Raw genomic sequence first — 25,053 nt, forward strand, 5'->3', positions numbered from 1 at the left:
GGAGTTTGACAATGCACTCAAGAATATCAAATAGCCATCACGACATCTACCTTCCATCTCGCGACCAAAGCGCTCCAGGATAATCACCAAGCCGCTTGCTCTACCACCGTGTCGTTTTGAAATATTGTTGAAGACTAACCTTTATCCGGTTCTGCCAGCTTTAGCCAAATAAAAAATAGTCAGAAAAGTCCGTGGGGGTAAATGTGGGGGTATTTTTCAGACATGAAAAAGCCCAACCTTTTCAGATTGGGCTAAGTCATTGAAAAATATGGTCGGGACGGAGTGATTCGAACACTCGACCCCTAGCACCCCATGCTAGTGCGCTACCGGACTGCGCTACGCCCCGACTGGTTCTGCAACCGTTCTTCACCTCGAAGAACGCTCAAGAATATAGCGCAAGCTTTTGAAAACTGGAAGTATTCAAACGCTGCTTTTTATTTCTTGAGAACCACCAGCACATCTTCCAATTCGGCAATCATCTGCCGAATCATCTGCTTGTATTGGGTCGTGTCGTCTTTGGCTTCATCGCCGGACAGACGCAAGCGTGCGCCGCCGATGGTGAAACCTTGATCGTAAAGGAGCGCGCGGATCTGCCGGATCATCAGCACGTCTTGGCGCTGATAATACCGGCGGTTTCCGCGGCGTTTGACGGGGTTGAGTTGAGGAAACTCCTGCTCCCAGTAGCGCAGCACGTGTGGCTTTACGGCACACAGCTCGCTGACTTCACCGATGGTGAAGTAGCGTTTGCCCGGGATGACGGGTAGTTCGTCGTTATGACTTGGTTCCAGCATAAGCCTCAACTCGGGCCTTCAACTTCTGCCCTGGACGAAAGGTGACCACACGGCGAGCCGTGATCGGGATTTCTTCCCCCGTTTTCGGGTTGCGGCCAGGCCGCTGGCGTTTGTCCCGAAGGTCGAAATTGCCGAAACCGGACAATTTGACCTGCTCGTTGTCTTCAAGAGCGTGCCTGATTTCCTCGAAAAACAGTTCGACCAATTCCTTGGCTTCCCGCTTGTTCAGGCCCAGCTCTTCATACAGACGTTCCGCCATCTCAGCTTTCGTCAAAGCCCCCATACGTCACTTCCTTAACGTGGCGTTCAACCTTTGTTCGAGCGAGGTGAGGATATTTTGCGTCGTCGAATTCACCTCATCGTCATTAAGAGTGCGCGATGGATGCTGCCAGGTCAAGCCAACTGCAAGGCTTTTTCTATCAGGATCAATACCTTTACCCTGATACACGTCAAACAGCCTGAGATCTGTGAGCCATTCGCCTGCATTTTCACGGATTACGTCCAGTACGGCTGCGGACGCGACGTCTTTATGCGCAATCAGTGCAAGGTCACGACGCACTTCAGGAAAGCGCGACAACTCGTGGAATTTCGGCATTTTACCGAGTGCCACTTCAGCCAGAACCAGCTCGAAAACGAAAACTGGACGATCCAGACCCAAGGCTTTCGACAATTCCGGGTGAATAGCACCGATGAAACCGACTTCACGTCCTTCGCGCTCGATGCGCGCGGTTTGACCCGGGTGCAGCGCCGGGTGTTTGCCCGGAGCGAAAGTGAACGAATCCAGTGCACCGGCGAAGCCCAGCACCGCTTCCACGTCAGCTTTGACGTCGAAGAAATCGACAGTGTCGCGACCTTGCGCCCAGCCTTCCGGCAGACGGCTACCGCAAACCACGCCGGACAGCATCGGCTCTTGCTTCAGACCTTCGAGCTGACCAACGAAGCGCAGACCGCTTTCGAACAGACGCACGCGATCCTGCTGACGGTTGAGGTTGTGCTGCAACGCTTTGACCAAGCCAGGCCACAGCGACGAACGCATGGCAGCCATGTCATTGGAAATAGGATTGGCCAGCAACAGCGGCTCAACGCCCGGGTTGAACAGTTCGAACTGACGCGGATCGATGAAGCTGTAAGTGATCGCTTCCTGATAACCACGAGCCACCAGCAGACGGCGCAGTTCCGGCAGATCGCTACGCGCTTCGGCTTTGGCTTGCGGCGCCAGACGCGCTTGCGGGTAACGAACCGGCAGACGGTTGTAGCCGTACAGACGGGCCAGTTCTTCGATCAGATCGACTTCCAGGCTGATGTCGAAGCGATGGCTTGGCACTTCTACGCGCCACTGGCCTTCACCGTCGGCGGAAATACCGAGACCCAGGCCGCCGAGCAAACGCTCGACCTGAGCGGAATCCATTTCCATACCGAGCATCTGGGTGATGCGCTGGGAACGCAGGGTGATCGGAGCGATCGACGGCAGATGCTGCTCGCTGACGGTCTCGATGATCGGGCCGGCTTCGCCGCCAGTGATATCCAGCAGCAGGCCAGTGGCGCGCTCCATGGCTTCACGGGCCAGTTGCCAGTCAACGCCACGCTCGTAGCGGTGCGATGCATCGGTGTGCAGGCCGTAGGAGCGAGCCTTGCCAGCGACAGCGATCTGGTCGAAGAATGCGGATTCCAGGAATACGTCGCGAGTGGTCGCGGAGACACCGCTGTGCTCACCACCCATGACACCGGCAATCGCCAGCGCGCGGGTGTGGTCGGCAATCACCAGCGTATCGCTACGCAGGCTGACTTCCTGACCGTCGAGCAGTACCAGCTTCTCGCCCTCTTCTGCCATGCGCACACGAATGCCGCCATTGATTTCGGCGAGATCGAAAGCGTGCAGTGGCTGACCCAGTTCGAGCATCACATAGTTGGTGATGTCGACGGCTGCGTCGATGCTGCGCACGTCGGCGCGGCGCAGACGTTCCACCATCCACAGCGGCGTCGGCTTGGACAGATCAACGTTACGGATAACGCGACCCAGGTAACGCGGGCATGCTGCTGGCGCCAGCACTTCTACCGAACGCACTTCATCGTGCACGGCAGGAATGGTCATGACCACCGGACGGGTCACCGGCGCGTCGTACAGCGCGCCAACTTCACGGGCCAGACCGGCCAGGGACAGACAGTCGCCGCGGTTCGGGGTCAGGTCGACCTCGATGCTGGCGTCTTCCAGATCCAGGTACACACGGAAATCTTCGCCCACCGGCGCATCGGCCGGCAGCTCCATCAGACCGTCATTGCCTTCACCGACCTGCAGCTCGGATTGCGAGCAGAGCATGCCGTTGGACTCAACGCCGCGCAGCTTGGCCTTCTTGATCTTGAAATCGCCCGGCAGCTCAGCACCGATCATGGCGAACGGAATCTTCAGGCCCGGACGCACGTTTGGCGCTCCGCACACGACCTGAAAGGTTTCCGCACCATTGCTGACCTGGCACACGCGCAACTTGTCGGCATCAGGGTGTTGCTCGGTGCTCAGCACCTCGCCCACGACCACGCCACTGAATACACCGGCGGCCGGGGTCACGCTATCGACCTCAAGGCCAGCCATCGACAGACGAGCAACCAGCTCGTCGCGATTTACCTGCGGGCTAACCCAGCCACGCAGCCATTGTTCACTGAATTTCATCCTGCTCTCCTAAGAATTCGTTACGACTAGCGAAATTGCGCGAGGAACCGCAAGTCGTTGTCGAAGAACAGACGCAAGTCGTTCACGCCGTAACGGAGCATGGCCAGACGCTCGACGCCCATACCGAAAGCAAAACCGGAGAACTCTTCCGGATCGATGCCGGACATGCGCAGCACGTTCGGGTGAACCATGCCGCAGCCCATCACTTCCAGCCAGCCGGTCTGCTTGCACACGCGGCAGCCTTTACCGCTGCACATCACGCATTCCATATCGACTTCAGCGGATGGCTCGGTGAACGGGAAGTACGAAGGGCGGAAACGTACGGCCAGCTCTTTTTCGAAGAACACCCGCAGGAATTCTTCGATGGTGCCTTTGAGATCGGCAAAATTGATGTCGCGATCAACCAGCAGGCCTTCGACCTGATGGAACATCGGCGAGTGGGTGATATCGGAGTCGCTGCGATATACGCGGCCTGGGCAGACGATGCGGATCGGCGGCTGTTTCGATTCCATGGTGCGGACCTGTACCGGCGAGGTATGGGTGCGCAGCAGCATGTTGGCGTTGAAATAGAAGGTGTCATGCATCGACCGGGCCGGGTGATGGCCTGGGATGTTGAGCGCTTCAAAGTTGTGATAGTCGTCTTCGACCTCAGGGCCTTCTGCAATGCCGTAGCCGATGCGGGTGAAGAACTGCTCTACACGCTCCAGAGTCCGGGTCACCGGATGCAGACCACCAGAGGTCTGGCCACGGCCCGGCAATGTCACGTCAATGGATTCGGCGGACAGTTTGGCAGCCAGTTCGGCTTCTTCAAACAGAGCCATGCGCGCATTGAGAACGCCTGTAACACGTTCCTTGGCAACGTTGATCAGGGCGCCGACTTGCGGACGCTCTTCTGCCGGCAAATTCCCCAGGGTCTTCATCACCTGAGTCAATTCACCCTTTTTGCCAAGGTATTGAACCCGGATTTGCTCCAGGGCATTGATATCTTCAGCGCTTTGCACAGCCTCTAGTGCTTGAGAGACCAGCGCATCCAGGTTTTCCATGTACAGACTCCAGATACAAAATAGGGGAAGAGCTTGAAGGCTCTTCCCCTATTTAAGACGTTTACCACCTGGCCCCACGGAAGTGAGGCCGGGTGATTGTCGGGGGTACTTAAGCCAAGGTGGCTTTAGCTTTCTCGACAATCGCAGCAAACACCGCTTTTTCGTTCACTGCCAGATCAGCCAGAACCTTACGGTCGATCTCGATGGACGCTTTTTTCAGGCCAGCGATGAAACGGCTGTAGGACAGACCGTTAACACGAGCACCAGCGTTGATACGAGCGATCCACAGAGCGCGGAACTGACGTTTTTTCTGACGACGGTCACGGTAGGCGTATTGGCCTGCCTTGATTACCGCTTGCTTGGCAACACGGAATACGCGGGAGCGTGCGCCGTAGTAGCCTTTAGCAAGTTTCAGAATTTTTTTGTGACGCTTACGGGCAATGACGCCACGCTTTACACGAGCCATGAGTTACTTCCTCTATTCTTGACTAAAATTAACGAAGGCGCAGCATGCGCTCGACTTTTGCCACGTCAGACGGATGCAGCAAGCTGCTACCGCGCAGTTGACGCTTACGCTTGGTCGACATTTTAGTCAGGATGTGGCTCTTGAAAGCGTGCTTGTGCTTGATACCGTTAGCAGTTTTCAGAAACCGCTTAGCAGCACCACTTTTGGTTTTCATTTTTGGCATGTTCGGATACTCCGCATTCAGTTGATAAACATAATCAGAAGGCCTGCCGTGCCCTGTTGATTACTTCTTCTTTTTCGGGGCGATGACCATGATCAGCTGGCGTCCTTCCATCTTAGGATGCTGTTCGACCGAACCGTACTCGAGCAGGTCAGCTTCAACCCGCTTGAGGAGTTCCATCCCCAGCTCCTGGTGGGCCATCTCACGGCCGCGGAATCGCAAGGATACCTTGGCCCTGTCCCCATCACTCAGGAAACGTACCAGGTTGCGCAGTTTTACCTGGTAATCCCCTTCCTCCGTCCCTGGACGAAACTTGATTTCTTTTACCTGAATCTGCTTCTGGTTCTTCTTCGCCGCAGCAACCTGTTTCTTCTTTTCGAAGATCGATTTGCCGTAATCCATCACCCGGCAAACCGGTGGGATTGCGTCTGCGGAGATTTCTACCAGATCAAGCTTTGCTTCTTCAGCAATACGAAGCGCTTCATCAATCGAGACGATGCCAATCTGCTCGCCATCAGCGCCAATTAACCGAACCTCGCGTGCCGAGATATTCTCGTTGATCGGGGCTTTCGGTGCAGCTCGTTTATCTTGTCTCATTTCACGCTTAATAATAATTACTCCGAATCTGGGCGACCACGCCGGGAAACCGCTTGCGCGAGAAACTCAGCGAACTGGGCGACGGGCATCGAGCCCAGGTCAGCACCTTCACGAGTACGCACAGCGACAGTCTGCATCTCGACTTCCTTATCTCCGATAACCAAAAGATAGGGAACCTTGAGCAAAGTATGCTCGCGGATTTTAAAGCCGATCTTTTCATTTCTCAAGTCGGACTTGGCACGAAATCCGCTTTCGTTGAGAGTTTTTTCAACTTCTGCAACAAAATCTGCCTGTTTATCAGTGATATTCATGATCACCGCCTGCGTTGGCGCGAGCCAAGCAGGGAACGCACCTTCGTAGTGCTCGATCAGAATCCCGACGAAACGCTCGAAGGAACCGAGGATCGCACGGTGCAACATCACTGGGTGTTTGCGGCTGTTGTCTTCGGAGACGTATTCAGCGCCCAAACGGACAGGCAGGTTAAAATCGAGCTGAAGAGTACCACATTGCCAGACCCGACCAAGGCAGTCTTTCAGTGAGAACTCGATCTTCGGACCGTAGAACGCACCTTCGCCCGGCTGCAGATCGTACGGCAGGCCCGCAGAATCAAGGGCCGCAGCCAATGCAGCTTCGGCGCGATCCCACAGTTCGTCGGAACCGACGCGTTTTTCCGGACGAGTGGACAGTTTCATCTCGACATCGGTAAAGCCGAAGTCGCGGTAAACGTCCATGGTCAGCTTGATGAATGCAGCGGATTCAGCCTGCATCTGCTCTTCTGTGCAGAAGATGTGGGCGTCGTCCTGAGTGAACGCACGTACGCGCATGATGCCGTGCAACGCACCCGACGGCTCGTTACGGTGGCAGGCACCGAACTCGGCCAGACGCATCGGCAGCTCGCGGTAGCTCTTCAGGCCTTGGTTGAACACCTGCACGTGGCAAGGGCAGTTCATCGGCTTGATCGCGTAGTCGCGGTTTTCCGACTGCGTGGTGAACATGTTGTCGGCGTAGTTGGCCCAGTGCCCGGATTTCTCCCACAGGCTGCGGTCAACGACTTGAGGGGTTTTGATCTCAAGGTAGCCGTTGTCGCGCTGGATCTTGCGCATGTACTGCTCGAGCACTTGGTACAGAGTCCAGCCGTTCGGGTGCCAGAACACCATGCCCGGGGATTCTTCCTGGGTGTGGAACAGGCCCAGACGCTTGCCGATCTTGCGGTGATCGCGCTTTTCAGCTTCTTCGATGCGCTGGATATAAGCCGCCAGCTGCTTCTTGTCTGCCCAAGCGGTGCCGTAAACGCGCTGCAATTGCTCGTTCTTGGCGTCGCCGCGCCAGTAGGCACCGGACAGCTTGGTCAGCTTGAAGGATTTCAGGAAACGCGTGTTCGGCACGTGCGGACCGCGGCACATGTCGACGTATTCTTCGTGATAGTACAGACCCATGGCCTGCTCGTTCGGCATGTCCTCGACCAGACGCAGCTTGTAGTCTTCGCCACGGGCCTTGAACACTTCGATCACTTCGGCACGCGGAGTGACTTTCTTGATGACGTCGTAATCTTTTTCGATCAGCTGTTGCATGCGCTGTTCGATGGCAGCCATGTCGTCCGGAGTGAAAGGACGCTCGAAGGCGATGTCGTAATAGAAGCCTTCGTCGATGACCGGCCCGATGACCATTTTCGCAGTCGGGTACAGCTGCTTGACCGCGTGGCCAACCAGGTGAGCGCAAGAGTGGCGAATGATCTCCAGCCCCTCTTCATCCTTTGGCGTGATGATTTGCAGGGTCGCGTCGCTGCTGATGATGTCGCTGGCGTCGACCAGTTGACCATTGACCTTGCCGGCCAGAGTAGCTTTGGCCAGACCGGCACCAATGGATGCGGCGACCTCGGCTACGGAAACCGGGTGATCGAATGAACGTTGACTGCCGTCGGGAAGAGTAATAGTTGGCATGGCGCCTCCTCTCCTAGTGGTGACCCCTACCAAAGGTCACGTGGGTTGGGATGAGCCAGTACAAGATCCGATCCAGGCCATTCAATGACGAACGCCTGCCTTACAGCGGCAGGAGCCTTGCGGCCAACCGGAAAACCGAACCAGAGTGACTGGGATTCAAATCGAAATATTCGCACGTCGACCGCTACCGGGACTGAAGGTCTTCCGGAGCCTGAGAACGCTTGAGCCCGGCATGCTAGCACAGATGAGCGGTCACTTATGCCTCTGTTTGATCACAAGGCAAATCGTCTGTTTTTATGCCAGAGTGCTGAACTTGATGGCCCCTTCAGCCCTCAGATAACAAGACATTGACCCACAAGGAGCATCCTCGCATGCGTCTGAATACCCTGTTCGCCGTCGTCGCCCCTATCGTTATGTTGCTGCCGCTGACTGCCCACGCCGACTGGCCTAAGGGCGAGCGCGAGAAGTACATGGCGCAGTGCACCCAAGCGGCGACTCCGCAAATTGGCGCTGCTGCGGCCAAATCGCACTGCGCTTGTGGCGCTGATGCCATCAAGTCTTATCCTGCAGCCGACATTCAGTCCCTGATGGACAATAAGGCTAGCCCTGAGCTGCAGCAGAAAGCACTGGGCCAAATCGCCAAATGCAAAGCAAATACTCCGGCGAAAAAGTGATCAAAAAAGTCTTCCGAGTTGGCTCAGCGCCGCTAAAAATGGCTGAATTTGAGCCTTTTTGGACGATTTATGCAGGTTTTACAGGTTTTTTTATTGTCTTTACGTTCCGCGCAAAGCCTTGTAAACCGGGGCTTTCAGCAGAAACAGGCAGTAAAGAAAACACGACTGATTGGCAAACAGCACGTCCGGGGGGCTACCAAAGCGAACATTTCGACTATGATACCCGGGTGTGCCCAGTTGGCCTGAGCAGCACAGTACTGAAAAATATATGTTTCTTGGAGATACACCATGTCTAATCGCCAAACCGGCACCGTTAAGTGGTTCAACGATGAAAAAGGCTTCGGCTTCATCACTCCTCAAGGTGGCGGTGACGACCTGTTCGTACACTTCAAAGCTATCGAATCCGACGGTTTCAAAAGCCTGAAAGAAGGCCAGACCGTCTCTTTCGTGGCTGAGAAAGGCCAAAAGGGTATGCAAGCTGCACAGGTTCGCCCAGAGTAATTTCTCGGCGCACTAAAAAAACCCCGTCCATGTGACGGGGTTTTTTATGCCTGCAACAAAAGCGCTGTGTGATCAGCCGCAGTTGACGCGAGTGATCACCAGATTATTGTCGGTGTTCAGATTCAGGCGATCAGAGCGGTATTCCAGAGTGATCATGTCATCGGGCTTGAGGAAACGGGCATTTTGCGCGCCGGCTTTGGCACGCGCCTGCTCCAGCAATGCGGGCGAAGCTTTCTTGCCAATGGCGAATTCCGCCGCCGTGGCTTCACAGCGGCTACCGGCTTCGGGTGCCACAGGATCCTTTGCCGACTCGCTGGAGGTCGTGCTGCAACCGGCCAACATGGCAGCGGCCATAAGTGCACCCAGTGTCGCGAACTTCAAAGGCATGAAGCCTCCTTGTTTTCAAAATGGTTAAGCTGAGATCGTGCGACCGCCATTCCGGCTTTTGGTTTCACAGCCAAGGCCATCACCCTGCCCCACGATTGGAAAAACGCCGAGTGTGCCTGAGCGGCATGCGTCACTTCATCAATCAATCGTGACTGAATATTAACGGCGCTCAATAGACGTCGATGTAGTCATACGGTGGATTCGGCCAGTTGTCCTTCAGCGCATTGAAAATCTGCATCACCCACACCTCGTCACTGGCCGCGACATTGCCCACGTAGCCCGAGCCTTTAGCCCAGGTTTCCAGGCGAAACAGCAAACCATCGATATCCTGCCCACCGGTAACGCCGGAAGAAATGTAAGCGATACCGCCCTTGGTCACGCGCAGCTGCGTGTGTTCGTCATCACTGGCCGAGGCAAGCAACTGGCGCACAGCGTCGAGCGTGAGGCCGTCAGGGGTGTTCAAATCGATCTGCACAGCACGGTCCTTGAAAAGCCTTAAAAGACCAAGTGTCGCATAGCGCTCCGCTCATGCCTAAGTCGCAGTGCCAAAGGCCCGACAAAATGGTTAACTCGATGCATAGACCTTCCGACCTTTGAGCGCTCCCATGACCACCATAAGCATCGACGCCGACATCAAAGCCAAATGGGCAGACGGCCACAGTTCCTACAGCCCGGGAACCACAGAAGAACTGGCGCTTATTGGTATCGATCTATTGGTCAAAGAGCTGGGCACGGAAGCAGCCAAGCAATTCATCAAGCAGATTTTCGAACGCTATCCGAGCGAACAGAACGAACACACTGAGAGGGTGTAAAAACCCGCAGGCTGGCACCTGCGGGCGAATGGTTTACTTCAGGCGTTTCAGGCGCTCGGTCAGCAAGTCAAAGAAGCCTTGCGCGTCACCATTTTCCACCCAGAAAGCGTTCTTCGGCGCTTTCAGGCCATCGTACCAATCGACGATGGTCTGACCGAAAGTCGGCCCTTCACGGCTATCCACCACGACATTCACCGAACGACCGGTGAACAGTTCCGGCTTGAGCAGATAGGCCACAACGGTAGCGTCATGCACCGGGCCACCCGGAATACCGTAGTGCTCCATGTCGCCCTTGATGTACTCGTTGAGGATATCGCCGACTATCTTGCTGGCGTTGTTGTTCAGCGCAGCGATCTGTTTCAGGCGTGCGTCACTGGTGAGGATCTTGTGCGTCACGTCCAGTGGCAGGTAGGTGAGTTTCACGCCGCTTTTCAGGACCACTTCGGCCGCTTGCGGGTCAGCAAACAGGTTGAATTCAGCCACCGGAGTGATGTTGCCACCGTTGAAGTGCGCACCACCCATGATCACCACTTCCTTGATGCCCTGAACGATTTCAGGCTCTTGGATCAACGCCAGCGCCAGGTTGGTCTGTGGGCCGAGCATGGCGATAGTGATGCTGTGCGGCTTGGCTTTTTTCAGGGTATCGATCAGGTAGTTGACTGCATTGCCTTCAGCCAGACCCTTTTTCGGTTCGTGCACGGTGACACCCGACAGGCCTTCCTTGCCATGGATGTTCTCGGCGTAGATAGGGGTGCGCATCAGCGGCTTCGGCGCACCGGCATAAACCGGTACGTCTTCGCGCCCTGCCCACTCGCGAGCCAGTCGTGCGTTACGCGACGTCTTTTCGAGGCGCACGTTGCCGGCTACGGTGGTCAGCGCGCGAATGTTCAGTTCGTCCGGCGATGCCAGCGCGAACAGCAAAGCGACTACGTCGTCGGCCCCCGGGTCGGTGTCGATAATCAGGTCGATTTTTTCCGCCGCGTGAGCGCCGGTCGCAGAGATAACGGACAAAAGCAGCAGGCTCCGTAGCAGTTGGTGCAGTTTCTGAGCATAGCGTTGCATGGCGCATTCCTTGTGCTTGTGAATCAAAAGTTAAAAGGTGACTCCAGCGACCAGCACGATGTTGCAGTACGGCTGACATTCGCCTGTACGAACAATCGCCCGAGCCTGTCGGCTGAGCACCTTGAATTGCTCATGACTGAGCAGATCGCGACGCCCCAAAGCGCCCTCTTCATTCAACGCGTCCAGCGCAGTCAGTGCGGTCGGTTGCTTGTCGAAGATTTCTTTGGCCAGTGCATGGCTTTCCACCTGCATCTCGCTGAGCACGACTTTCAGGGTGCTTATGAAATCCGGGACGCCATGGGTCAGCGCCAGATCAATCAGCTCGACCCCCGGCGGCACTGGCAGCCCGGCATCACCAATGACCACCATGTCGCCATGGCCCAGAGACGCGATCAGCCGCGACAGTGCGACGTTAAGCAGAGGAGTCTTTTTCATGCGGGTTTAAAGGCCTGTACGTCGGATTGGATTGGAATGGACGGTTGTGCACCGGCGCGAGTTACCGACAGCGCGGCGGCAATCTGCCCGTAGCGAATCGCCTCGGCCTCGGATTTGCCATTGGCCAGCGCCGCCGCAAAGCCACCGACAAAAGTATCTCCGGCGGCGGTGGTGTCGACAGCCTTCACTTTCGGCGCCGGGAAATGCTCAAAGCTCTGGCCGTTAGCGAACAGCGAACCTTGAGCACCGAGGGTAATGATGACTTTACCCGCCCCCATAGTGATCAGTTGGCTGGCGGCACTTTCTGCGCTTTCCAGCGAGTCCACCGGCAATCCGCTCAACACGGTCGCTTCGCTCTCGTTGGGAATCAGGTAGTCGATTGCGGCAAACCAGTCTGCCGGCAGTGCACGACTGGCCGGTGCCGGATTGAGGATGACAATTTTGCCCAGTGCACGCGCACGCTTGAGCGCATGTCCCACCGTGGCATCCGGAATTTCGAGCTGGCAGATAATCACGTCGGCGGCTTGCAGCACCGCATCAAACCGGTCGATCACCGCGGGCGTCATTGCGCCGTTGGCGCCGGCGACGATAACAATGGCGTTTTGACTGTTGTCATCGACCACGATCAGCGCCACGCCGCTGGAGTCATTGACTGTACTCACTGCCTGACAATCGATCTGCTCGGCCAACAAGGCGTCACGCAATTGCACGCCATAGTCGTCATTGCCAACGCAGCCCACCATCGCCACCTGTGCGCCCAAACGCGCGGCGGCCACCGCCTGATTGGCGCCCTTGCCACCGGAAACCGTGGCAAAGGAATGACCGATCAGCGTTTCACCGCCTACCGGAAGCCGCGGCGCCCGAGTCACCAGATCCATGTTCAGGCTGCCTATTACCACTACATTTGCTGGCATACATCATTACTCGTCAATTCGGTTTCAGCGGTATTCGGTGAACACGCCGGACAACGGTGCGGTCGATTCGCGCAAGACAATACTCGGGGTCACGATCCGCTGATCGGTACCCAGAGTCGGCGTAGCAATCCTTCGCAACAGCACTTCGGCGGCCATCTCACCCAGTTGCAGGATCGACTGCCCTACCGTGGTGAGTGCCGGATACACGTAACGACTCATCTGGATATCGTCGAAGCCGATCACTGACAGCTCGCTCGGCACGCGAACATTGCGCTCCGCCGCCGCACGCAGCACGCCGATACCGATCATGTCGTTACCGGCAAAAATCGCGCTCGGCGGATTGCTTTCCAGCAGCGTCGCCGCCGCGTTGTAGCCGCCGGTACTGGTGAAATCACTTTCCAGCATGCGCTCCTGGCGGACCTCAACGCCCGCCTCTTTCAGCGCACGGCAATATCCCGCCAGACGCATCTGCGCCACGCTGGTACTGGCCGGACCGCCAATAGTGGCAATGTCGCGGTGACCCAATTCCAGCAAGTGCCGGGTGGCGAGGTAGGCGCCATATTCGTGATCGATGCGCACCAGATCGGCATCGACACCGTCCAGACCACGGTCGACGATGACCATCGGCGTTTTTACGCCAGCCAGCCCTTGCGCCAGACCGCTGTCACCACCTGCGGAAGCAACGATCAGACCGTCGATGCGCTTCTCCAGCAATACGCGCAAATAGCTGCGCTGCTTGTCGGGGTTGTCGTCGGAGTTGCAAAGGATCACGCAGTAGCCGTTACGCTCGCAGTAATCCTCGATGCCCCGCGCCAGTTCCGCGAAGTACGGGTTGAGACTGTTCGGCACCAGCAGGCCGATGGTTGCAGTGGTCTTGGCCTTCAGCGAGCGCGCCACCGCGCTCGGCACATAGTCGAGGCTCTTGATCGCCGCCTCGACTTTCAGCCGCACCTCCTGACTGACCGGCCGGGTGTTGTTCACCACATGCGACACCGTCGTGTAGGAAATTCCCGCGAGAGCTGCCACGTCCTTGATCGTTGCCATGTCTTAGCCCCGGCGACTGGCGCGCTGACTGCGATAAGTGTCGAGCACCACCGCGATCACGATGACGGCGCCGGTGATGATACGTTTGGTCGGCTCGGTCGCGCCGATCTGAGCCAGACCCGCCGCCAGTACCGAGATGATCAATACGCCAAAGAACGTGCTGATCACCGAACCGCGTCCGCCCATCAAGCTAGTACCGCCAATCACCACCGCGGCGATCACTTGCAGCTCCAGACCGGAACCGGCATTCGGGTCAGCGGCTTCCAGACGGGAAATCTGAAACAGCGCGGCGACACCGGCCAGCAGGCCCATCAGGCTGAACACCAGAATCTTGTAGGGTTTCGGATTGATCCCCGCCAGACGCACCGCCTCTTCGTTGGTGCCGATGCCGATCAGGTAGCGACCGAATACGGTGCGGGTCAAAACCGCTTGAGCAATGATGATCACCAGCAAGGCAATGATGAACGACGGCGAGATGCCGAACGCGATCGGGTTCGACAGCCAGGCAAACGAATCACCGATGTACGCAGTGCGCGATCCAGTCATCTGATACGCCAGACCCCGAGCCATTTCCAGCACGCCCAGGGAGACGATGAACGATGGAATACGCCACGCAACAGTAATCGAACCAGTTACGGTACCGGCCAGCGCCGCCACGGCCATGCCGAGCAACGCTGACGGCAACACGCCCCAGCCCCAACCGAGAATGGCGACGCTGACCGTCGATGCCGCCAGCGCCAGCACCGAACCCACGGACAAGTCGATGCCGCCGATGATCAACACGAAGGTCATGCCGACCGCCAGCACCATCAGGTCAGGAATCTGGTTAGCCAGGGTGCTGAAGGTGTTATAGGACAGAAAGTGGCTGCTCAAGACCGAGAACAGCGCAATCATCGCCAGCAAGGCACCGGCCAGACCCAGATAAGTGCCCAGACCATAGAAGTTGCCACTACGTTTGCCGGCAGGAGATGCAGTTTTCATGGGAGATCCCTAGGCGCCGCTTCGTTGAGCAACGCATCACGTTTTTGGTAGCCGGCGAACGCGGCGGCAAGCAAATCATCCTGGGTCCAGCTATCGCGCTCGAAGGTGTCGATCAAGCGCCCTGCCGACAGCACGCCGATCCGGTCGCAGATCAGCATCAGCTCACGCAGGTCACTGGACACCACCACCAGCGCTTTGCCCTGGCGCGTCAGTTCACCGAGCAGGGCATAAATGTCGAACTTGGCACCGACGTCGATGCCGCGGGTCGGTTCGTCGAACAGCAGCACCGAACAGTCACGCTCCAGCCAGCGGCCTATCACGACTTTCTGCTGGTTGCCGCCGGACAATTCCGAAACCAGTTGTGTCGGACTTGAACTGCGGATGCGCATGGCGTCGATCTGACGCTGCGCCAAAGCGATTTCGTCGCCGTTGTTGACGACACCGCCACTGGAAATTTCCGGCATGTTGCCGAGCGCGATGTTGGCGCTGATCGACTGACTCAGCAGCAGGCCTTCACCCTTGCGATCCTCGGTGATCAACGCGATACCGTTGCGCACGGCATCGACTGGCGAGCGCACACTGACGACTTTCGCTGGCGAGCCGAGGGCAATGCTGCCGCTGTCGGCAACGTCTGCGCCGAAGATCAGTCGCAGCAGTTCTGTGCGCCCTGCCCCGATCAACCCGGAAATTCCGAAGATTTCGCCGGCACGCACTTCGAAGGAAACATCGCGCACTTTGTCGGAGCGAGTCAAACCCGTGACAGTCAGCGCCGGGGCACCGATCTTGCGCGGACCCATGTCGATATGTTCGCCCAGTTCACGACCGACCATCAGCGTAACCAGTTGCTCGCTGTTGTAATTGGCCATCGGCTCGACGCAGACCAGATTGCCGTCACGCAGCACGGCAATCCGCTGTGCGACGCGGGCGAGCTCTTCGAGACGGTGGGAAATGTAGATGATCGAAACGCCGCGCGCCTGCAAGCGGGTGATCTGCTCAAAGAGCATTTCAACTTCACGCGCAGTGAGCATCGCGGTCGGTTCGTCGAGAATCAGCACATGGCAATCGCCGATCAGGTTGCGGGCGATTTCAACCATCTGCTGGTGGCCAATGCCCAACTCGCCGACTAGCGTGTCCGGGTCAATGGCGTCGAGACCGACTTGCGCCATGGCTTCGATCGCCGCTTTGCGCAGTTGCTTGCGACTGATCCAGCCGCCGTTGCTTGGCAGGTTGTCGAGAAACAGGTTTTCCGCGACCGACAGCGTCGGCAACAGATTGAGTTCTTGCATGACCATACGCACGCCAAGCTCTTCGGCCTGGGTACGACTGCCCGGACGGTAGTCCTTGCCGTGGAATTGCATCTGGCCGGTGGTCGGCGTGACCAGTCCGCCAATGATCTTCGACAGGGTACTTTTGCCGGCACCATTCTCGCCGGTCAGCGCCAGTACTTCACCGCGCATCAGCGTCAGATCGATGCCGGTGAGCACCGGTTGCGCATAGGTCTTACCGATACCGCTGACCGAGAGGACAGCGTTCGGGGCGGAAACTGACATAAAAACTCTCCATGCGCTCGCCCGGACGGACGAGCGCCGTTGTGTCGCCAGAAGACTTACTTGGTGACCAGCTCGACCGGTGTTTCGATCACGCCGTTGGCGCCGCTGTCGACTTTCTCGCCCTTGATGATTTTCAGCGCGGTTTCGATGCCGAAAACAGCTTGCTTGGCAGCGAACTGGTCAGCCGTGGCCAACACGCGACCGTCCTTCAACATGGGCTTAATGGCATTGATGTTGTCATAACCAACCACTTGGACCTGACCGGCCTTGCCCGCGGCGCGCACGGCGGAGACAGCACCTACAGCCATGCTGTCGTTGCCGGCCAGCAGCGCTTTGACATCCGGGTATTCGCTGAGGATCGACGCAGCAACCTTGTTGCCCTTGTCGATTTCCCAATCACCGGATTGCAGGGAAACGATCTTGATCTGCGCAGCGTCCATCGCATCCTTGAAGCCGGCAGTGCGCTGCTGAGCATTGGTGGTCGTGGAGACGCCTTCAATGATGCCGACTTCGTCACCGGCCTTGAGCTGCTTGGCCAGGTATTCACCGACCAGACGCGCACCTTTGCGGTTGTCCGGACCTACGAAGGGCACGCTGATGTTTTTGCTTTTGACGATGGCCGGATCGAGCTGGTTGTCGATGTTGATCACGGTGATGCCGGCATCGACGGCTTTCTTGATCACCGGCACCATGGCCTTGGAATCAGAAGGCGCGATCACTAGTGCATTGACCTTGGCCAGGATCATTTGCTCGACGATGCGGGTCTGGCCGGCCGTATCGGTTTCATCCTTGATGCCGTTGGAGATCAGGTCGAAATCGGCGGAGTGTTCTTTCTGGTAGGCCTTGGCGCCATCTTCCATGGTCAGGAAGAATTCGTTGGCCAGAGACTTCATGACCAGCGCGACTTTGGGTTTTTCGGCGGATTCGGCGAATGCCGAGGAGACAGGTAGTGCGGCGGCTGTGGCAGCCAGCATAGCGACAGCAAGAAGACGTCCAGCGAATGGCAGCTTCATGGGTTCACTCCGATCTTATGATTATTGTGAGCAACGTTTGCGCTGGCGTAAGCTACATCGCTCTCTTCCGGGCCATACAATGCGGGGAGAGCCGCGCAAACGTTTGCGTAGACCGAACTATGCGAATCCCGCCGACATTTGTCAACAATCAGAAATCGTCATTTGTTGTAGGGCGAATCGTCCGACTCGCCCCTTCGCTGCTTATGCTGTGGTACTGACCAGGTTACCGCTGGTGGAGCTCTTGGACATTTCCTTGACCAATGCACCCGCCACTTCTGCCATCGCGGCACTGGTTTGCGCGATCTGCCCCTGAATGGACATGACCGCCTGCGATTTCGCTTCGGGCGTCGGATAGGCTTTAGCTTGTGCCGCTGCCAGTTGCTGTTGCTGCTCCTGAAGTTGCTTCTGCAATTCCTGCATGCGCTTGAGCAGCATCTTGACGGTAACGCTCAGGTTACTGCCGCTTTCAGCCTTGCTGTCTTCTTGCGCAGCACCACCGGTTCTGACCTGATTGCTCTCATCTTTCTCAGTGCCCAGCGCCTCGGTTGAAGCATCCGCTTCCGCCTCGCTCAAGGCATTGATCGTCGCCGCCGTTTTGCCGCCGATGGTGACTGCCCCGGGATTTGAAAAACCGACCGTCAGTGACATGTGAACTCCCTACGTTTTAGTTTCCTTGAACACCCATCGGCCCGCGCGAGGGTTTCTTTAGCAGAAAAACCGAAACCGGCAACTCGAAACACCCGACAAAAGCAGTAGTCCTTTTCGGAGAGCCGAACACGAAAGCGCCGACTGTTCGGAAACCCGGATGAACGATTCAATCCAAGATTTGCCGACTCATAAAATCTTGATTTAAATCATCAAGTTAAACATTTCTCTGACGCAAAGTACGGCTGGTACAGATCCTGCTCCCTTCACCGTACTCCGGGCATCCAGATCGGCTTGGGGTGCATCTAGATGAACCTGCATCAGCACCGTCTCACTACTAGAGAGAAAAATAATGAAATCTGCTTTCAACACTTTGGTTCCGGGCGCTTTGGCCCTTCTCCTGCTCCTGCCTACCGCCCTTCAGGCGAAAGAAGTCGAAACCCAGACCAAGCTCGCTAACGTCGTGGTACTTGCTACGGGCGGCACCATTGCCGGTGCTGGCGCGAGCGCCGCCAACAGCGCCACCTATCAGGCGGCCAAGGTCGGCGTCGAACAATTGATCGCCGGCATTCCCGAACTGAGCAAACTGGCGAACGTGCGTGGCGAACAAGTCATGCAGATTGCCTCGGAAAGCATCACCAACGAAAACCTGCTGCAACTGGGTCGTCGCGTGGCCGAACTGGCTGATAGCAAAGACGTCGACGGCATCGTCATCACCCACGGCACCGACACCCTGGAGGAAACCGCTTACTTCCTCAATCTGGTGGAAAAAACCGACAAGCCGATCATCGTCGTCGGCTCGATGCGTCCGGGCACCGCCATGTCTGCAGACGGCATGCTCAACCTGTACAACGCCGTGGCCGTGGCCAGCAGCAAAGAAGCGCACGGCAAAGGCGTACTGGTGACCATGAATGATGAAATCCAGTCCGGTCGCGATGTCAGCAAAATGATCAACATCAAGACCGAAGCGTTCAAAAGCGCCTGGGGTCCATTGGGCATGGTGGTTGAAGGCAAATCCTACTGGTTCCGCTTGCCAGCCAAGCGTCACACCATGGATTCGGAATTCGACATCAAAAACATCAAGAGCCTTCCTGACGTAGAAATCGCCTATTCCTACGGTAACGTGAGCGATACTGCCTACAAGGCTCTCGCCCAATCCGGTGCCAAGGCCATCATCCATGCCGGTACTGGCAACGGCTCGGTATCCTCCCGCGTGGTGCCAGCGCTGCAAGCACTGCGCAAGGATGGCGTGCAAATCATTCGTTCGTCCCACGTCAACGCTGGCGGCTTCGTTCTGCGTAACGCCGAGCAGCCTGACGACAAATACGACTGGGTTGTCGCTCACGACCTGAACCCGCAAAAAGCCCGCATCCTGGCAATGGTCGCTTTGACCAAAACCAATGACAGCAAAGAGCTGCAACGGATGTTCTGGGAATATTGATCGACCTTCGCCCAATCAATTCTTGATTGGGCACCCTGCGCCATTCGCCTGTCGGGCGGGTGGTGCATCGCTCACAACGCTCTCGCACTTTTCCAACAAAAAATTCGACACGACCTACACCAAAATCGGAAAACCGCTGTCAGAGGATTTTCTTGAATTTTAAGCAGTTGCGAAAATGCTTACAGTTAAATACTGTATGCACGTACAGCTTAATAAGGATAACCTCGTGGCCACCTCCCCAGATGCTCCTGACGCTTACGAACGCATGGGCATGCGCGTTCAGAAAATCATCAACTCCCCCACTGCCCAAAAAGCCAAAGCCGCACTGATCTTCCGTCTGCCGGACGAGCCGATGGACGAGTGGGAGCGCCTGCTTGAGGAAATCGACGAAAACGACAACGTTACCCTCGCCTATCGCGACGACGGTGGCGTGCAGATTTTTTGGGTTGTACCGAAGGAAGATTGATTCAATGAGTGTCCGCTGTTTTGCTTTGCTGCTTTTGTTCATCGCCATGGGTGCCCAGGCTGGCGCCCCCCGCACCTTTACCGAAGCCAAGAAGGTCGCCTGGAAGCTTTATGCGCCGCAGTCCACAGAGTTTTATTGCGGGTGCAAATACACCGGCAACAAGGTAGATCTGAAGGCGTGCGGTTACGTACCGCGCAAGAATGCCAAGCGTGCATCACGCATTGAATGGGAACACATCGTGCCGGCCTGGCAGTTCGGCCATCAGCGTCAGTGCTGGCAGGAAGGTGGACGCAAGAACTGCACGCGTTACGACCCAAGCTATCAGAAAGCTGAAGCCGATCTGCATAACCTGGTGCCAAGTATTGGCGAGGTCAACGGAGACCGCAGCAACTTCAGCTACGGTTGGCTACCGGTGCAATCCGGGCAGTATGGCTCGTGCCTGACCCAGGTCGACTTCAAGGCGAAGAGGGTCATGCCTCGCCCGTCGATTCGCGGCATGATCGCCCGGACTTACTTCTACATGAGCAAGCAATACGGCTTGCGCCTGTCGAAGCAGGATCGACAATTGTACGAGGCCTGGGACAAGACTTACCCGGTGCAGGACTGGGAGCGCCAGCGCAATCAGAGTGTGGCGTGCGTGATGGGGCGCGGCAATGAATTTGTCGGCCCGGTGAACATGAAAGCCTGCGGCTGATCAACCACTGGAAAAAAGGCCTCGAACGTCATGTCCGAGGCCTTTTTTGTGGCTAGCTGCCCGCCTTGTTGTAACGCCAATAGCCCATCAGGTTGAGCGACTCCCGCGCGATTCCGCATTCTTTGATCAGGTACCTGCGCAGGCTCATCACTGCGGCGCTTTCTCCAGCGATCCAGCCATAGAAACCTTCACTGGCTGTCTCGGCTATTTCCCAAAGAATCTCTTTGTCGATATCGACCTCGGCCAACTCGACAGCCTGGCCGATGGATGAGGCATGAAGGGGTGGAACCGCTTTCTGTACCGCCGCCACCATCAACGTACCGGCGCTGGCCTGGTCTCGGATCAACCACTGCACCGTCAGCCCGGCCCAATCGGGAACTGCCAGCATATCCTCGACACTGTCGACTTCGAAAAACGCCTGCGTCAGGGGTGGCTCGGCCATAGCGGCCAACTCATCGAGAATGCCCATGGCCGCCGGTAGCGCCGTGCCGTCGGCGACCAACAGAACCTGCTTGAGAGTCTGCGGCGGCTTCCATTCGAATCCGCCGGCGTCCTGTGCTGAAAAGCGGCGATCCGGAGCGAGAATCTGCATCGAATCACCGGGCTGTGCCCGAAGCGCCCACCGCGAAGCCGGTCCGGTTTCACCGTGCAGAACAAAATCAATATCCACTTCGCCTTGTTCGGCCCGCAAATGGCGAATGGTGTAGGTGCGCATCGCCGGACGTCGATCGGCGATCATTGCCTTGAAGCGGGCGTACCAACCCTCGCCCTGAGCAAGCCTGGCAGGTGAACCATCAGCCGCAGGAAAAAACAGTTTGACCCTTTGATCCGGCGCCCAGGTGGCCATTTCTTTAACAGCAGGACTGGCCAGCGTGATCCGGATCATGTGCGGGCTGAGTAAGGTTTTGCGATGCAGGATGACGTCGAACAGCTTGTAAGGATTGGCGGAGGCCATGCGGAGCTCCTTCGGAAAATCGTGACTGACTCGTATAAGACGAGCCACATCCGAGGTCCTTTAGGTTGCTCCGCTGAAACGCAGCGCTTACGGCGTGAGCGGGTGCTCGATCACCACCGATTCAATATTCTGCTTCTTGGCTTTCACCAGAGCAGCATCCACTTGTACTTTTCGGGCTTCAGCTTCGGCTTGCGAGTTGAAAGGACCAATCAGAATTCGTGCTTTGCCACTGCTGTCCTTGATCACCGTAGGTACGAAAGCGTGCTCGATCAACCAGCCGCTAAGGTCGCTGACAGCCTGCGGGGTTTCGCCGCGCACTTCGAGATCCCATTGTGGTGCAGCGGGCGCAGCCGGCGCCGTCACTACAGCCGATTGTGGTTTTGCTGCGTCTGCATTCTTGCCTTCACCACACCCAGTCAATACCAGTGCCGCGACCAACCAAACCAATTTGCGCACAACGCTTTCCTCGAAATTCTCAAAGCCGCGATCTTATCATTCATAAATACTTCGCGAGGCCCGCAAAATGGGCACAAAACAACGAGATTGATGGTTGCAGCCTCTGTATAGTTACGCCCTGGGAATTAATGCCGCTTCTGCGCGTCAGAAAGAGGCACCCAAACCGTGAGACTTCGCACTAATCTATACGTACCACCGACCTCTGCACTGTCTGAATCAGGTGCCCTACAAAGCAATCAAGGAGAAGACCATGCTGATACTCACCCGCAAAGTCGGTGAAAGCATAAACATCGGTGATGACATCACTATCACCATTCTGGGCGTAAGCGGCCAACAGGTCCGCATTGGCATCAACGCTCCGAAAAACGTTGCAGTGCACCGTGAAGAGATTTACCAGCGCATTCAGGCTGGCCTGACCGCCCCGGACAAGCCACAAACTCCCTGAGCCAAATCGCAGTCAGTAGCCAGTCCGTTTACCCTGTGGAATGACTGGCTAGAGATTCACGCGCCGTTTTGCTATCCGCTCCCCACTCCGCTGGGCACGGCGCCTGACACACTCCCCCCTTTCACGCATCCCCTCTTGCTGCCGGATACTACCTGCCATCCCCCTGGCTGGCTGTCGGACGTTTCCGATAGAGCGCAGAGAATTCGCCCTCTAACTGAATGTCACGCCACGCGCCATGCCCGTGGCCGCCACCATCATCAGTACCAGCAACAACGCCTCGACATGACTGATTCGCGCGTACAGCTTGGCGCGCCCGGTATCGATTGCTGCATCGCGTGCGGACGCGATCCGCCACTTGATCAACGTGATCATCGGGGCGAGCTCTACAATCAGAATCAGCACAAACAACGTCATCTTCAGATGAAACAGCGGCTGATGGAGATAATAGTCAGTGCCCTTTTCAAAGCCGGCAAAAGCCCGCATCCCGCCTGTCACCAGCAGAATCAACGCAGAGATACCCCATAGGTTATCGGCCAGCAAAACGCGCTTGGTCTCACCTGCACCAGCAGCGAGGCGACTGAATGCCGTTCCTCGCGTCAGAACCGCCCAAAAGCCCAGGGCAAAAGCCAGTAGATGAATAGCTGCTAGAAACCAGTGAACCAGCATCGATACACCCCATCAGAAAGAGTTGAAAATCGGCCAGTCAGTAGTAGTTGAAAAAACAAGGATTTGCCTGCGGGGTGTCGCCAGGCTTTCAGGAGAGAGCGAAAGGAGAGATTTCAGCCAGTTGAGGCAAATCGCAGGCAAAAAAAATCCCAAGCAGCTGATGGAAGCTTGGGATTTAAAAATGCATAAACCGTGGTGGTGAACGCGGGGCGGATGTTACTTAATTCCACGAACAGTAACAACGTTTTTTTGATAACCGGCTGGTTAGTAACACTCGTAACCTGTTCAATATCCACACTTTTTCAAAGGACGCTGGCGACGAGCGGTGAATCGCCAGCCCACTGCCTGACCCGACGATGCAGAAATTCGATCGCAGGCGGGCGCACGACGAAGACTTGCGCACGCCATTCAGCAAGGACCGCAAAACGGTGAAGTACGCCTCGCAGTGAATCAACAGGCCTCGCATGGAATTTCGAATGCCCTGAGATCGACTAAACGCGAAGTCCAGCTGGCGCCCTAAGGAGGGTTCGCAAAAGCATTACAAATCGCAGACAACAAAAAAGGGCCCACCTTTCGGTGAGCCCTTCTAGACCGCCCAGCAGAGCGGATTTTGTTTGGTAGGCGCGATTGGACTCGAACCAACGACCCCCACCATGTCAAGGTGGTGCTCTAACCAACTGAGCTACGTGCCTGCTGTGAGGCGGCATTCTACGGAATTCCGGAGGGGTGTCAACACCTTTTTTTCACCTAACCCTATGAATATGCAAAATATTTAATTTCGGCTCGTCGACGAAGATTTTCCGGTGGCTGGCGGAGGTTTTTCAACTCGGGTAGGATCGACGCACTCGTAAAATATATTAAACAGAGGCTGCAGGATGGCGAACACCCTTTACCCAGAGTCCTATTACGCTGCGTCGGCCAACGCCGTACCGCCTCGCCCTGCCTTGCAGGATGATGTGGAGACGGACGTCTGTGTGATCGGCGCCGGGTATACCGGATTGTCCTCTGCCCTGTTTCTGCTGGAAAACGGTTTTCGCGTCACCGTGCTGGAAGCGGCCAAGGTCGGCTTCGGCGCTTCAGGGCGCAATGGCGGGCAGATCGTTAACAGCTATAGCCGCGACATCGACGTGATCGAGCGCAGCGTTGGGCCGAAGCAGGCGCAACTGCTCGGGCAGATGGCGTTCGAGGGCGGCCGGATCATTCGCGAGCGCGTGGCCAAGTACAACATCCAGTGCGACCTGAAGGACGGCGGCGTGTTCGCCGCGCTGACGGCCAAGCAGATGAGCCATCTGGAATCGCAGAAGCACCTCTGGGAGCGGTTTGGTCATACGCAACTGGAACTGCTCGATCAACGCCGTATCCGCGAAGTCGTTGCCTGCGATCAGTATGTCGGCGGCATGCTTGATATGAGCGGCGGGCACATCCACCCGCTGAACCTCGCGCTCGGCGAAGCGGCAGCGGTCGAGTCCCTTGGCGGCACTATCTATGAACAATCACCCGCCGTACGTATCGAGCGCGGCTCCAGCCCGGTGGTGCATACACCGCAAGGCAAGGTCAGGACCAAGTTCATCATCGTCGCCGGCAATGCCTATCTCGGCAACCTGGTACCGGAACTGGCGGCCAAATCGATGCCATGCGGCACGCAAGTGATCACCACCGAACCGCTGGGCGATGATCTGGCGAAAGCTTTGCTGCCACAGGATTACTGCGTTGAAGACTGCAATTACCTGCTCGACTACTACCGTCTCACGGGTGACAAGCGCCTGATCTTCGGCGGTGGCGTGGTGTATGGCGCACGCGATCCGGCGAACATCGAAGCGATCATCCGTCCGAAAATGCTCAAGGCATTCCCGCAGCTCAAGGACGTGAAAATTGATTACGCCTGGACTGGCAACTTCCTGCTGACCCTGTCGCGCTTGCCGCAGGTCGGGCGTTTGGGCGACAACATCTATTACTCGCAGGGTTGCAGCGGCCACGGTGTGACTTACACGCATCTGGCAGGCAAGGTGCTGGCTGAGGCGCTGCGCGGTCAGGCTGAGCGCTTCGATGCGTTTGCCGACTTGCCGCACTACCCGTTCCCCGGCGGACAGCTGCTGCGTACGCCATTTGCTGCGTTAGGTGCCTGGTATTACGGCTTGCGCGACAAATTCGGGATGTAAAAAAGGGCCGCTGAACAGCGGCCCTTTTTAT

The 25,053-nt window shown here is 56.9% G+C and carries 30 protein-coding genes and 2 tRNA genes; 9 read left to right on the forward strand and 23 right to left on the reverse strand.

Going from position 1 to position 25,053, the window contains the following annotated elements; genetic code table 11:
- Positions 1–269: 269 nt before the first annotated feature.
- The 9 genes from ACW9IR_RS05350 to thrS all read right to left on the reverse strand — a co-directional run bounded on the left by ACW9IR_RS05350 (position 270) and on the right by thrS (position 7,722).
- Positions 270–346 (reverse strand) — tRNA-Pro (locus ACW9IR_RS05350).
- 88 nt (positions 347–434) lie between these two features.
- Positions 435–791, reverse strand: coding sequence for a MerR family transcriptional regulator (locus ACW9IR_RS05355; protein ID WP_003179985.1), 357 nt, complete (start codon positions 789–791; stop codon positions 435–437).
- Positions 772–1,074 (reverse strand): integration host factor subunit alpha, encoded by a 303-nt coding sequence (gene ihfA / locus ACW9IR_RS05360; RefSeq protein ID WP_002553164.1) that lies wholly within the window; start codon positions 1,072–1,074, stop codon positions 772–774. The genes ACW9IR_RS05355 and ihfA overlap by 20 nt, the downstream gene beginning before the upstream one ends.
- 3 nt (positions 1,075–1,077) lie before the next feature.
- Positions 1,078–3,456, reverse strand: coding sequence for a phenylalanine--tRNA ligase subunit beta (gene pheT, locus ACW9IR_RS05365; protein ID WP_273916384.1), 2,379 nt, complete (start codon positions 3,454–3,456; stop codon positions 1,078–1,080).
- A 26-nt stretch (positions 3,457–3,482) separates the two neighbouring features.
- Positions 3,483–4,499 (reverse strand): phenylalanine--tRNA ligase subunit alpha, encoded by a 1,017-nt coding sequence (pheS, locus tag ACW9IR_RS05370; RefSeq protein ID WP_003226365.1) that lies wholly within the window; start codon positions 4,497–4,499, stop codon positions 3,483–3,485.
- Positions 4,500–4,608: 109 nt separating this feature from the next.
- The gene (gene rplT / locus ACW9IR_RS05375) at positions 4,609–4,965 is read right to left on the reverse strand and encodes a 50S ribosomal protein L20 (protein ID WP_007913489.1); all 357 of its coding nucleotides are present in this window, start codon (positions 4,963–4,965) and stop codon (positions 4,609–4,611) included.
- 28 nt (positions 4,966–4,993) lie between these two features.
- Positions 4,994–5,188, reverse strand: a complete 195-nt coding sequence (gene rpmI, locus ACW9IR_RS05380; protein WP_002553160.1) for a 50S ribosomal protein L35 — start codon at positions 5,186–5,188, stop codon at positions 4,994–4,996.
- A gap of 60 nt (positions 5,189–5,248) precedes the next feature.
- The gene (infC, locus tag ACW9IR_RS05385) at positions 5,249–5,800 is read right to left on the reverse strand and encodes a translation initiation factor IF-3 (protein WP_171057393.1); all 552 of its coding nucleotides are present in this window, start codon (positions 5,798–5,800) and stop codon (positions 5,249–5,251) included.
- Complete coding sequence (thrS, locus tag ACW9IR_RS05390) at positions 5,800–7,722, reverse strand: threonine--tRNA ligase (protein ID WP_007913488.1); 1,923 nt, start codon at positions 7,720–7,722, stop codon at positions 5,800–5,802. The genes infC and thrS overlap by 1 nt, the downstream gene beginning before the upstream one ends.
- 371 nt (positions 7,723–8,093) lie before the next feature.
- Here thrS and ACW9IR_RS05395 point away from each other — a divergent pair, with 371 nt between their 5' ends.
- The 3 genes from ACW9IR_RS05395 to ACW9IR_RS05405 are packed head-to-tail and all read left to right on the forward strand — an operon-like array spanning position 8,094 to position 8,897.
- Positions 8,094–8,396 carry a hypothetical protein gene (locus tag ACW9IR_RS05395; protein WP_457462056.1) on the forward strand — a complete coding sequence of 101 codons (303 nt, stop codon included), beginning with the start codon at positions 8,094–8,096 and terminating at the stop codon, positions 8,394–8,396.
- Positions 8,366–8,692 (forward strand): hypothetical protein, encoded by a 327-nt coding sequence (locus ACW9IR_RS05400; protein WP_457462058.1) that lies wholly within the window; start codon positions 8,366–8,368, stop codon positions 8,690–8,692. Before ACW9IR_RS05395 ends, ACW9IR_RS05400 begins: the two co-directional genes overlap by 31 nt.
- Positions 8,685–8,897: a cold-shock protein gene (locus ACW9IR_RS05405; RefSeq protein ID WP_003179963.1), complete on the forward strand. Its 213-nt coding sequence runs from the start codon at positions 8,685–8,687 to the stop codon at positions 8,895–8,897. The genes ACW9IR_RS05400 and ACW9IR_RS05405 overlap by 8 nt, the downstream gene beginning before the upstream one ends.
- A 72-nt stretch (positions 8,898–8,969) precedes the next feature.
- Here the strand turns inward: ACW9IR_RS05405 and ACW9IR_RS05410 are convergent, their stop codons facing one another.
- Together ACW9IR_RS05410 and ACW9IR_RS05415 are read right to left on the reverse strand one after the other, a co-directional pair.
- Positions 8,970–9,284 carry an I78 family peptidase inhibitor gene (locus tag ACW9IR_RS05410; protein WP_016984945.1) on the reverse strand — a complete coding sequence of 105 codons (315 nt, stop codon included), beginning with the start codon at positions 9,282–9,284 and terminating at the stop codon, positions 8,970–8,972.
- Positions 9,285–9,453: 169 nt separating this feature from the next.
- A complete protein-coding gene (locus tag ACW9IR_RS05415; RefSeq protein ID WP_007913485.1) occupies positions 9,454–9,759 on the reverse strand; it encodes a hypothetical protein in 306 nt (101 codons plus the stop codon).
- Positions 9,760–9,889: 130 nt separating this feature from the next.
- Between ACW9IR_RS05415 and ACW9IR_RS05420 the strand changes: the two genes are divergently transcribed.
- Positions 9,890–10,096 (forward strand): hypothetical protein, encoded by a 207-nt coding sequence (locus tag ACW9IR_RS05420; RefSeq protein ID WP_102901219.1) that lies wholly within the window; start codon positions 9,890–9,892, stop codon positions 10,094–10,096.
- A gap of 33 nt (positions 10,097–10,129) precedes the next feature.
- Here the strand turns inward: ACW9IR_RS05420 and ACW9IR_RS05425 are convergent, their stop codons facing one another.
- The 8 genes from ACW9IR_RS05425 to ACW9IR_RS05460 all read right to left on the reverse strand — a co-directional run bounded on the left by ACW9IR_RS05425 (position 10,130) and on the right by ACW9IR_RS05460 (position 17,743).
- Entirely contained in the window at positions 10,130–11,158 is a 1,029-nt protein-coding gene (locus ACW9IR_RS05425) for a nucleoside hydrolase (RefSeq protein ID WP_457462061.1), read from the reverse strand.
- Between the two features lie 30 nt (positions 11,159–11,188).
- On the reverse strand, positions 11,189–11,593 hold the full coding sequence (gene rbsD / locus ACW9IR_RS05430; protein WP_457462063.1) for a D-ribose pyranase: 405 nt from the start codon (positions 11,591–11,593) through the stop codon (positions 11,189–11,191).
- On the reverse strand, positions 11,590–12,507 hold the full coding sequence (rbsK, locus tag ACW9IR_RS05435; protein ID WP_150794270.1) for a ribokinase: 918 nt from the start codon (positions 12,505–12,507) through the stop codon (positions 11,590–11,592). The genes rbsD and rbsK overlap by 4 nt, the downstream gene beginning before the upstream one ends.
- A 24-nt stretch (positions 12,508–12,531) precedes the next feature.
- Positions 12,532–13,551, reverse strand: coding sequence for a LacI family DNA-binding transcriptional regulator (locus ACW9IR_RS05440; protein WP_095123151.1), 1,020 nt, complete (start codon positions 13,549–13,551; stop codon positions 12,532–12,534).
- Positions 13,552–13,554: 3 nt separating this feature from the next.
- Entirely contained in the window at positions 13,555–14,532 is a 978-nt protein-coding gene (locus ACW9IR_RS05445; protein ID WP_077571945.1) for an ABC transporter permease, read from the reverse strand.
- Positions 14,529–16,082 (reverse strand): sugar ABC transporter ATP-binding protein, encoded by a 1,554-nt coding sequence (locus ACW9IR_RS05450; RefSeq protein WP_102901222.1) that lies wholly within the window; start codon positions 16,080–16,082, stop codon positions 14,529–14,531. The genes ACW9IR_RS05445 and ACW9IR_RS05450 overlap by 4 nt, the downstream gene beginning before the upstream one ends.
- Before the next feature lie 56 nt (positions 16,083–16,138).
- Positions 16,139–17,095 carry a sugar ABC transporter substrate-binding protein gene (locus tag ACW9IR_RS05455; RefSeq protein ID WP_016984936.1) on the reverse strand — a complete coding sequence of 319 codons (957 nt, stop codon included), beginning with the start codon at positions 17,093–17,095 and terminating at the stop codon, positions 16,139–16,141.
- A 201-nt stretch (positions 17,096–17,296) separates the two neighbouring features.
- A complete protein-coding gene (locus ACW9IR_RS05460; RefSeq protein WP_457462067.1) occupies positions 17,297–17,743 on the reverse strand; it encodes a hypothetical protein in 447 nt (148 codons plus the stop codon).
- Between the two features lie 349 nt (positions 17,744–18,092).
- On the opposite strand from ACW9IR_RS05460, the gene ACW9IR_RS05465 reads away from it, so the two are divergent.
- The 3 genes from ACW9IR_RS05465 (at position 18,093) to ACW9IR_RS05475 (ending at position 20,341) form a co-directional block, all read left to right on the forward strand.
- The gene (locus ACW9IR_RS05465) at positions 18,093–19,181 is read left to right on the forward strand and encodes an asparaginase (protein ID WP_034152752.1); all 1,089 of its coding nucleotides are present in this window, start codon (positions 18,093–18,095) and stop codon (positions 19,179–19,181) included.
- 196 nt (positions 19,182–19,377) lie between these two features.
- Entirely contained in the window at positions 19,378–19,647 is a 270-nt protein-coding gene (locus ACW9IR_RS05470) for a DUF1654 domain-containing protein (RefSeq protein WP_166219800.1), read from the forward strand.
- Between the two features lie 4 nt (positions 19,648–19,651).
- On the forward strand, positions 19,652–20,341 hold the full coding sequence (locus tag ACW9IR_RS05475; protein WP_457462069.1) for an endonuclease: 690 nt from the start codon (positions 19,652–19,654) through the stop codon (positions 20,339–20,341).
- Between the two features lie 52 nt (positions 20,342–20,393).
- Here ACW9IR_RS05475 and ACW9IR_RS05480 read toward each other — a convergent pair whose 3' ends face one another.
- Both ACW9IR_RS05480 and ACW9IR_RS05485 read right to left on the reverse strand, forming a co-directional pair.
- Complete coding sequence (locus ACW9IR_RS05480; RefSeq protein ID WP_102901223.1) at positions 20,394–21,296, reverse strand: siderophore-interacting protein; 903 nt, start codon at positions 21,294–21,296, stop codon at positions 20,394–20,396.
- 87 nt (positions 21,297–21,383) lie between these two features.
- Complete coding sequence (locus ACW9IR_RS05485; protein ID WP_102901224.1) at positions 21,384–21,752, reverse strand: penicillin-binding protein activator LpoB; 369 nt, start codon at positions 21,750–21,752, stop codon at positions 21,384–21,386.
- 250 nt (positions 21,753–22,002) lie between these two features.
- On the opposite strand from ACW9IR_RS05485, the gene csrA reads away from it, so the two are divergent.
- The gene (gene csrA / locus ACW9IR_RS05490) at positions 22,003–22,197 is read left to right on the forward strand and encodes a carbon storage regulator CsrA (RefSeq protein ID WP_003179932.1); all 195 of its coding nucleotides are present in this window, start codon (positions 22,003–22,005) and stop codon (positions 22,195–22,197) included.
- 210 nt (positions 22,198–22,407) lie between these two features.
- Here csrA and ACW9IR_RS05495 read toward each other — a convergent pair whose 3' ends face one another.
- Entirely contained in the window at positions 22,408–22,863 is a 456-nt protein-coding gene (locus tag ACW9IR_RS05495; protein ID WP_102901225.1) for a DUF2214 family protein, read from the reverse strand.
- A 615-nt stretch (positions 22,864–23,478) separates the two neighbouring features.
- A tRNA-Val gene (locus ACW9IR_RS05500) sits at positions 23,479–23,555 on the reverse strand.
- Between the two features lie 183 nt (positions 23,556–23,738).
- Between ACW9IR_RS05500 and ACW9IR_RS05505 the strand changes: the two genes are divergently transcribed.
- Positions 23,739–25,022, forward strand: a complete 1,284-nt coding sequence (locus ACW9IR_RS05505; protein WP_110719689.1) for an NAD(P)/FAD-dependent oxidoreductase — start codon at positions 23,739–23,741, stop codon at positions 25,020–25,022.
- The last annotated feature ends 31 nt before the right edge of the window (positions 25,023–25,053 follow it).

It is taken from the genome of Pseudomonas sp. SDT291_1_S447, from assembly GCF_054070155.1.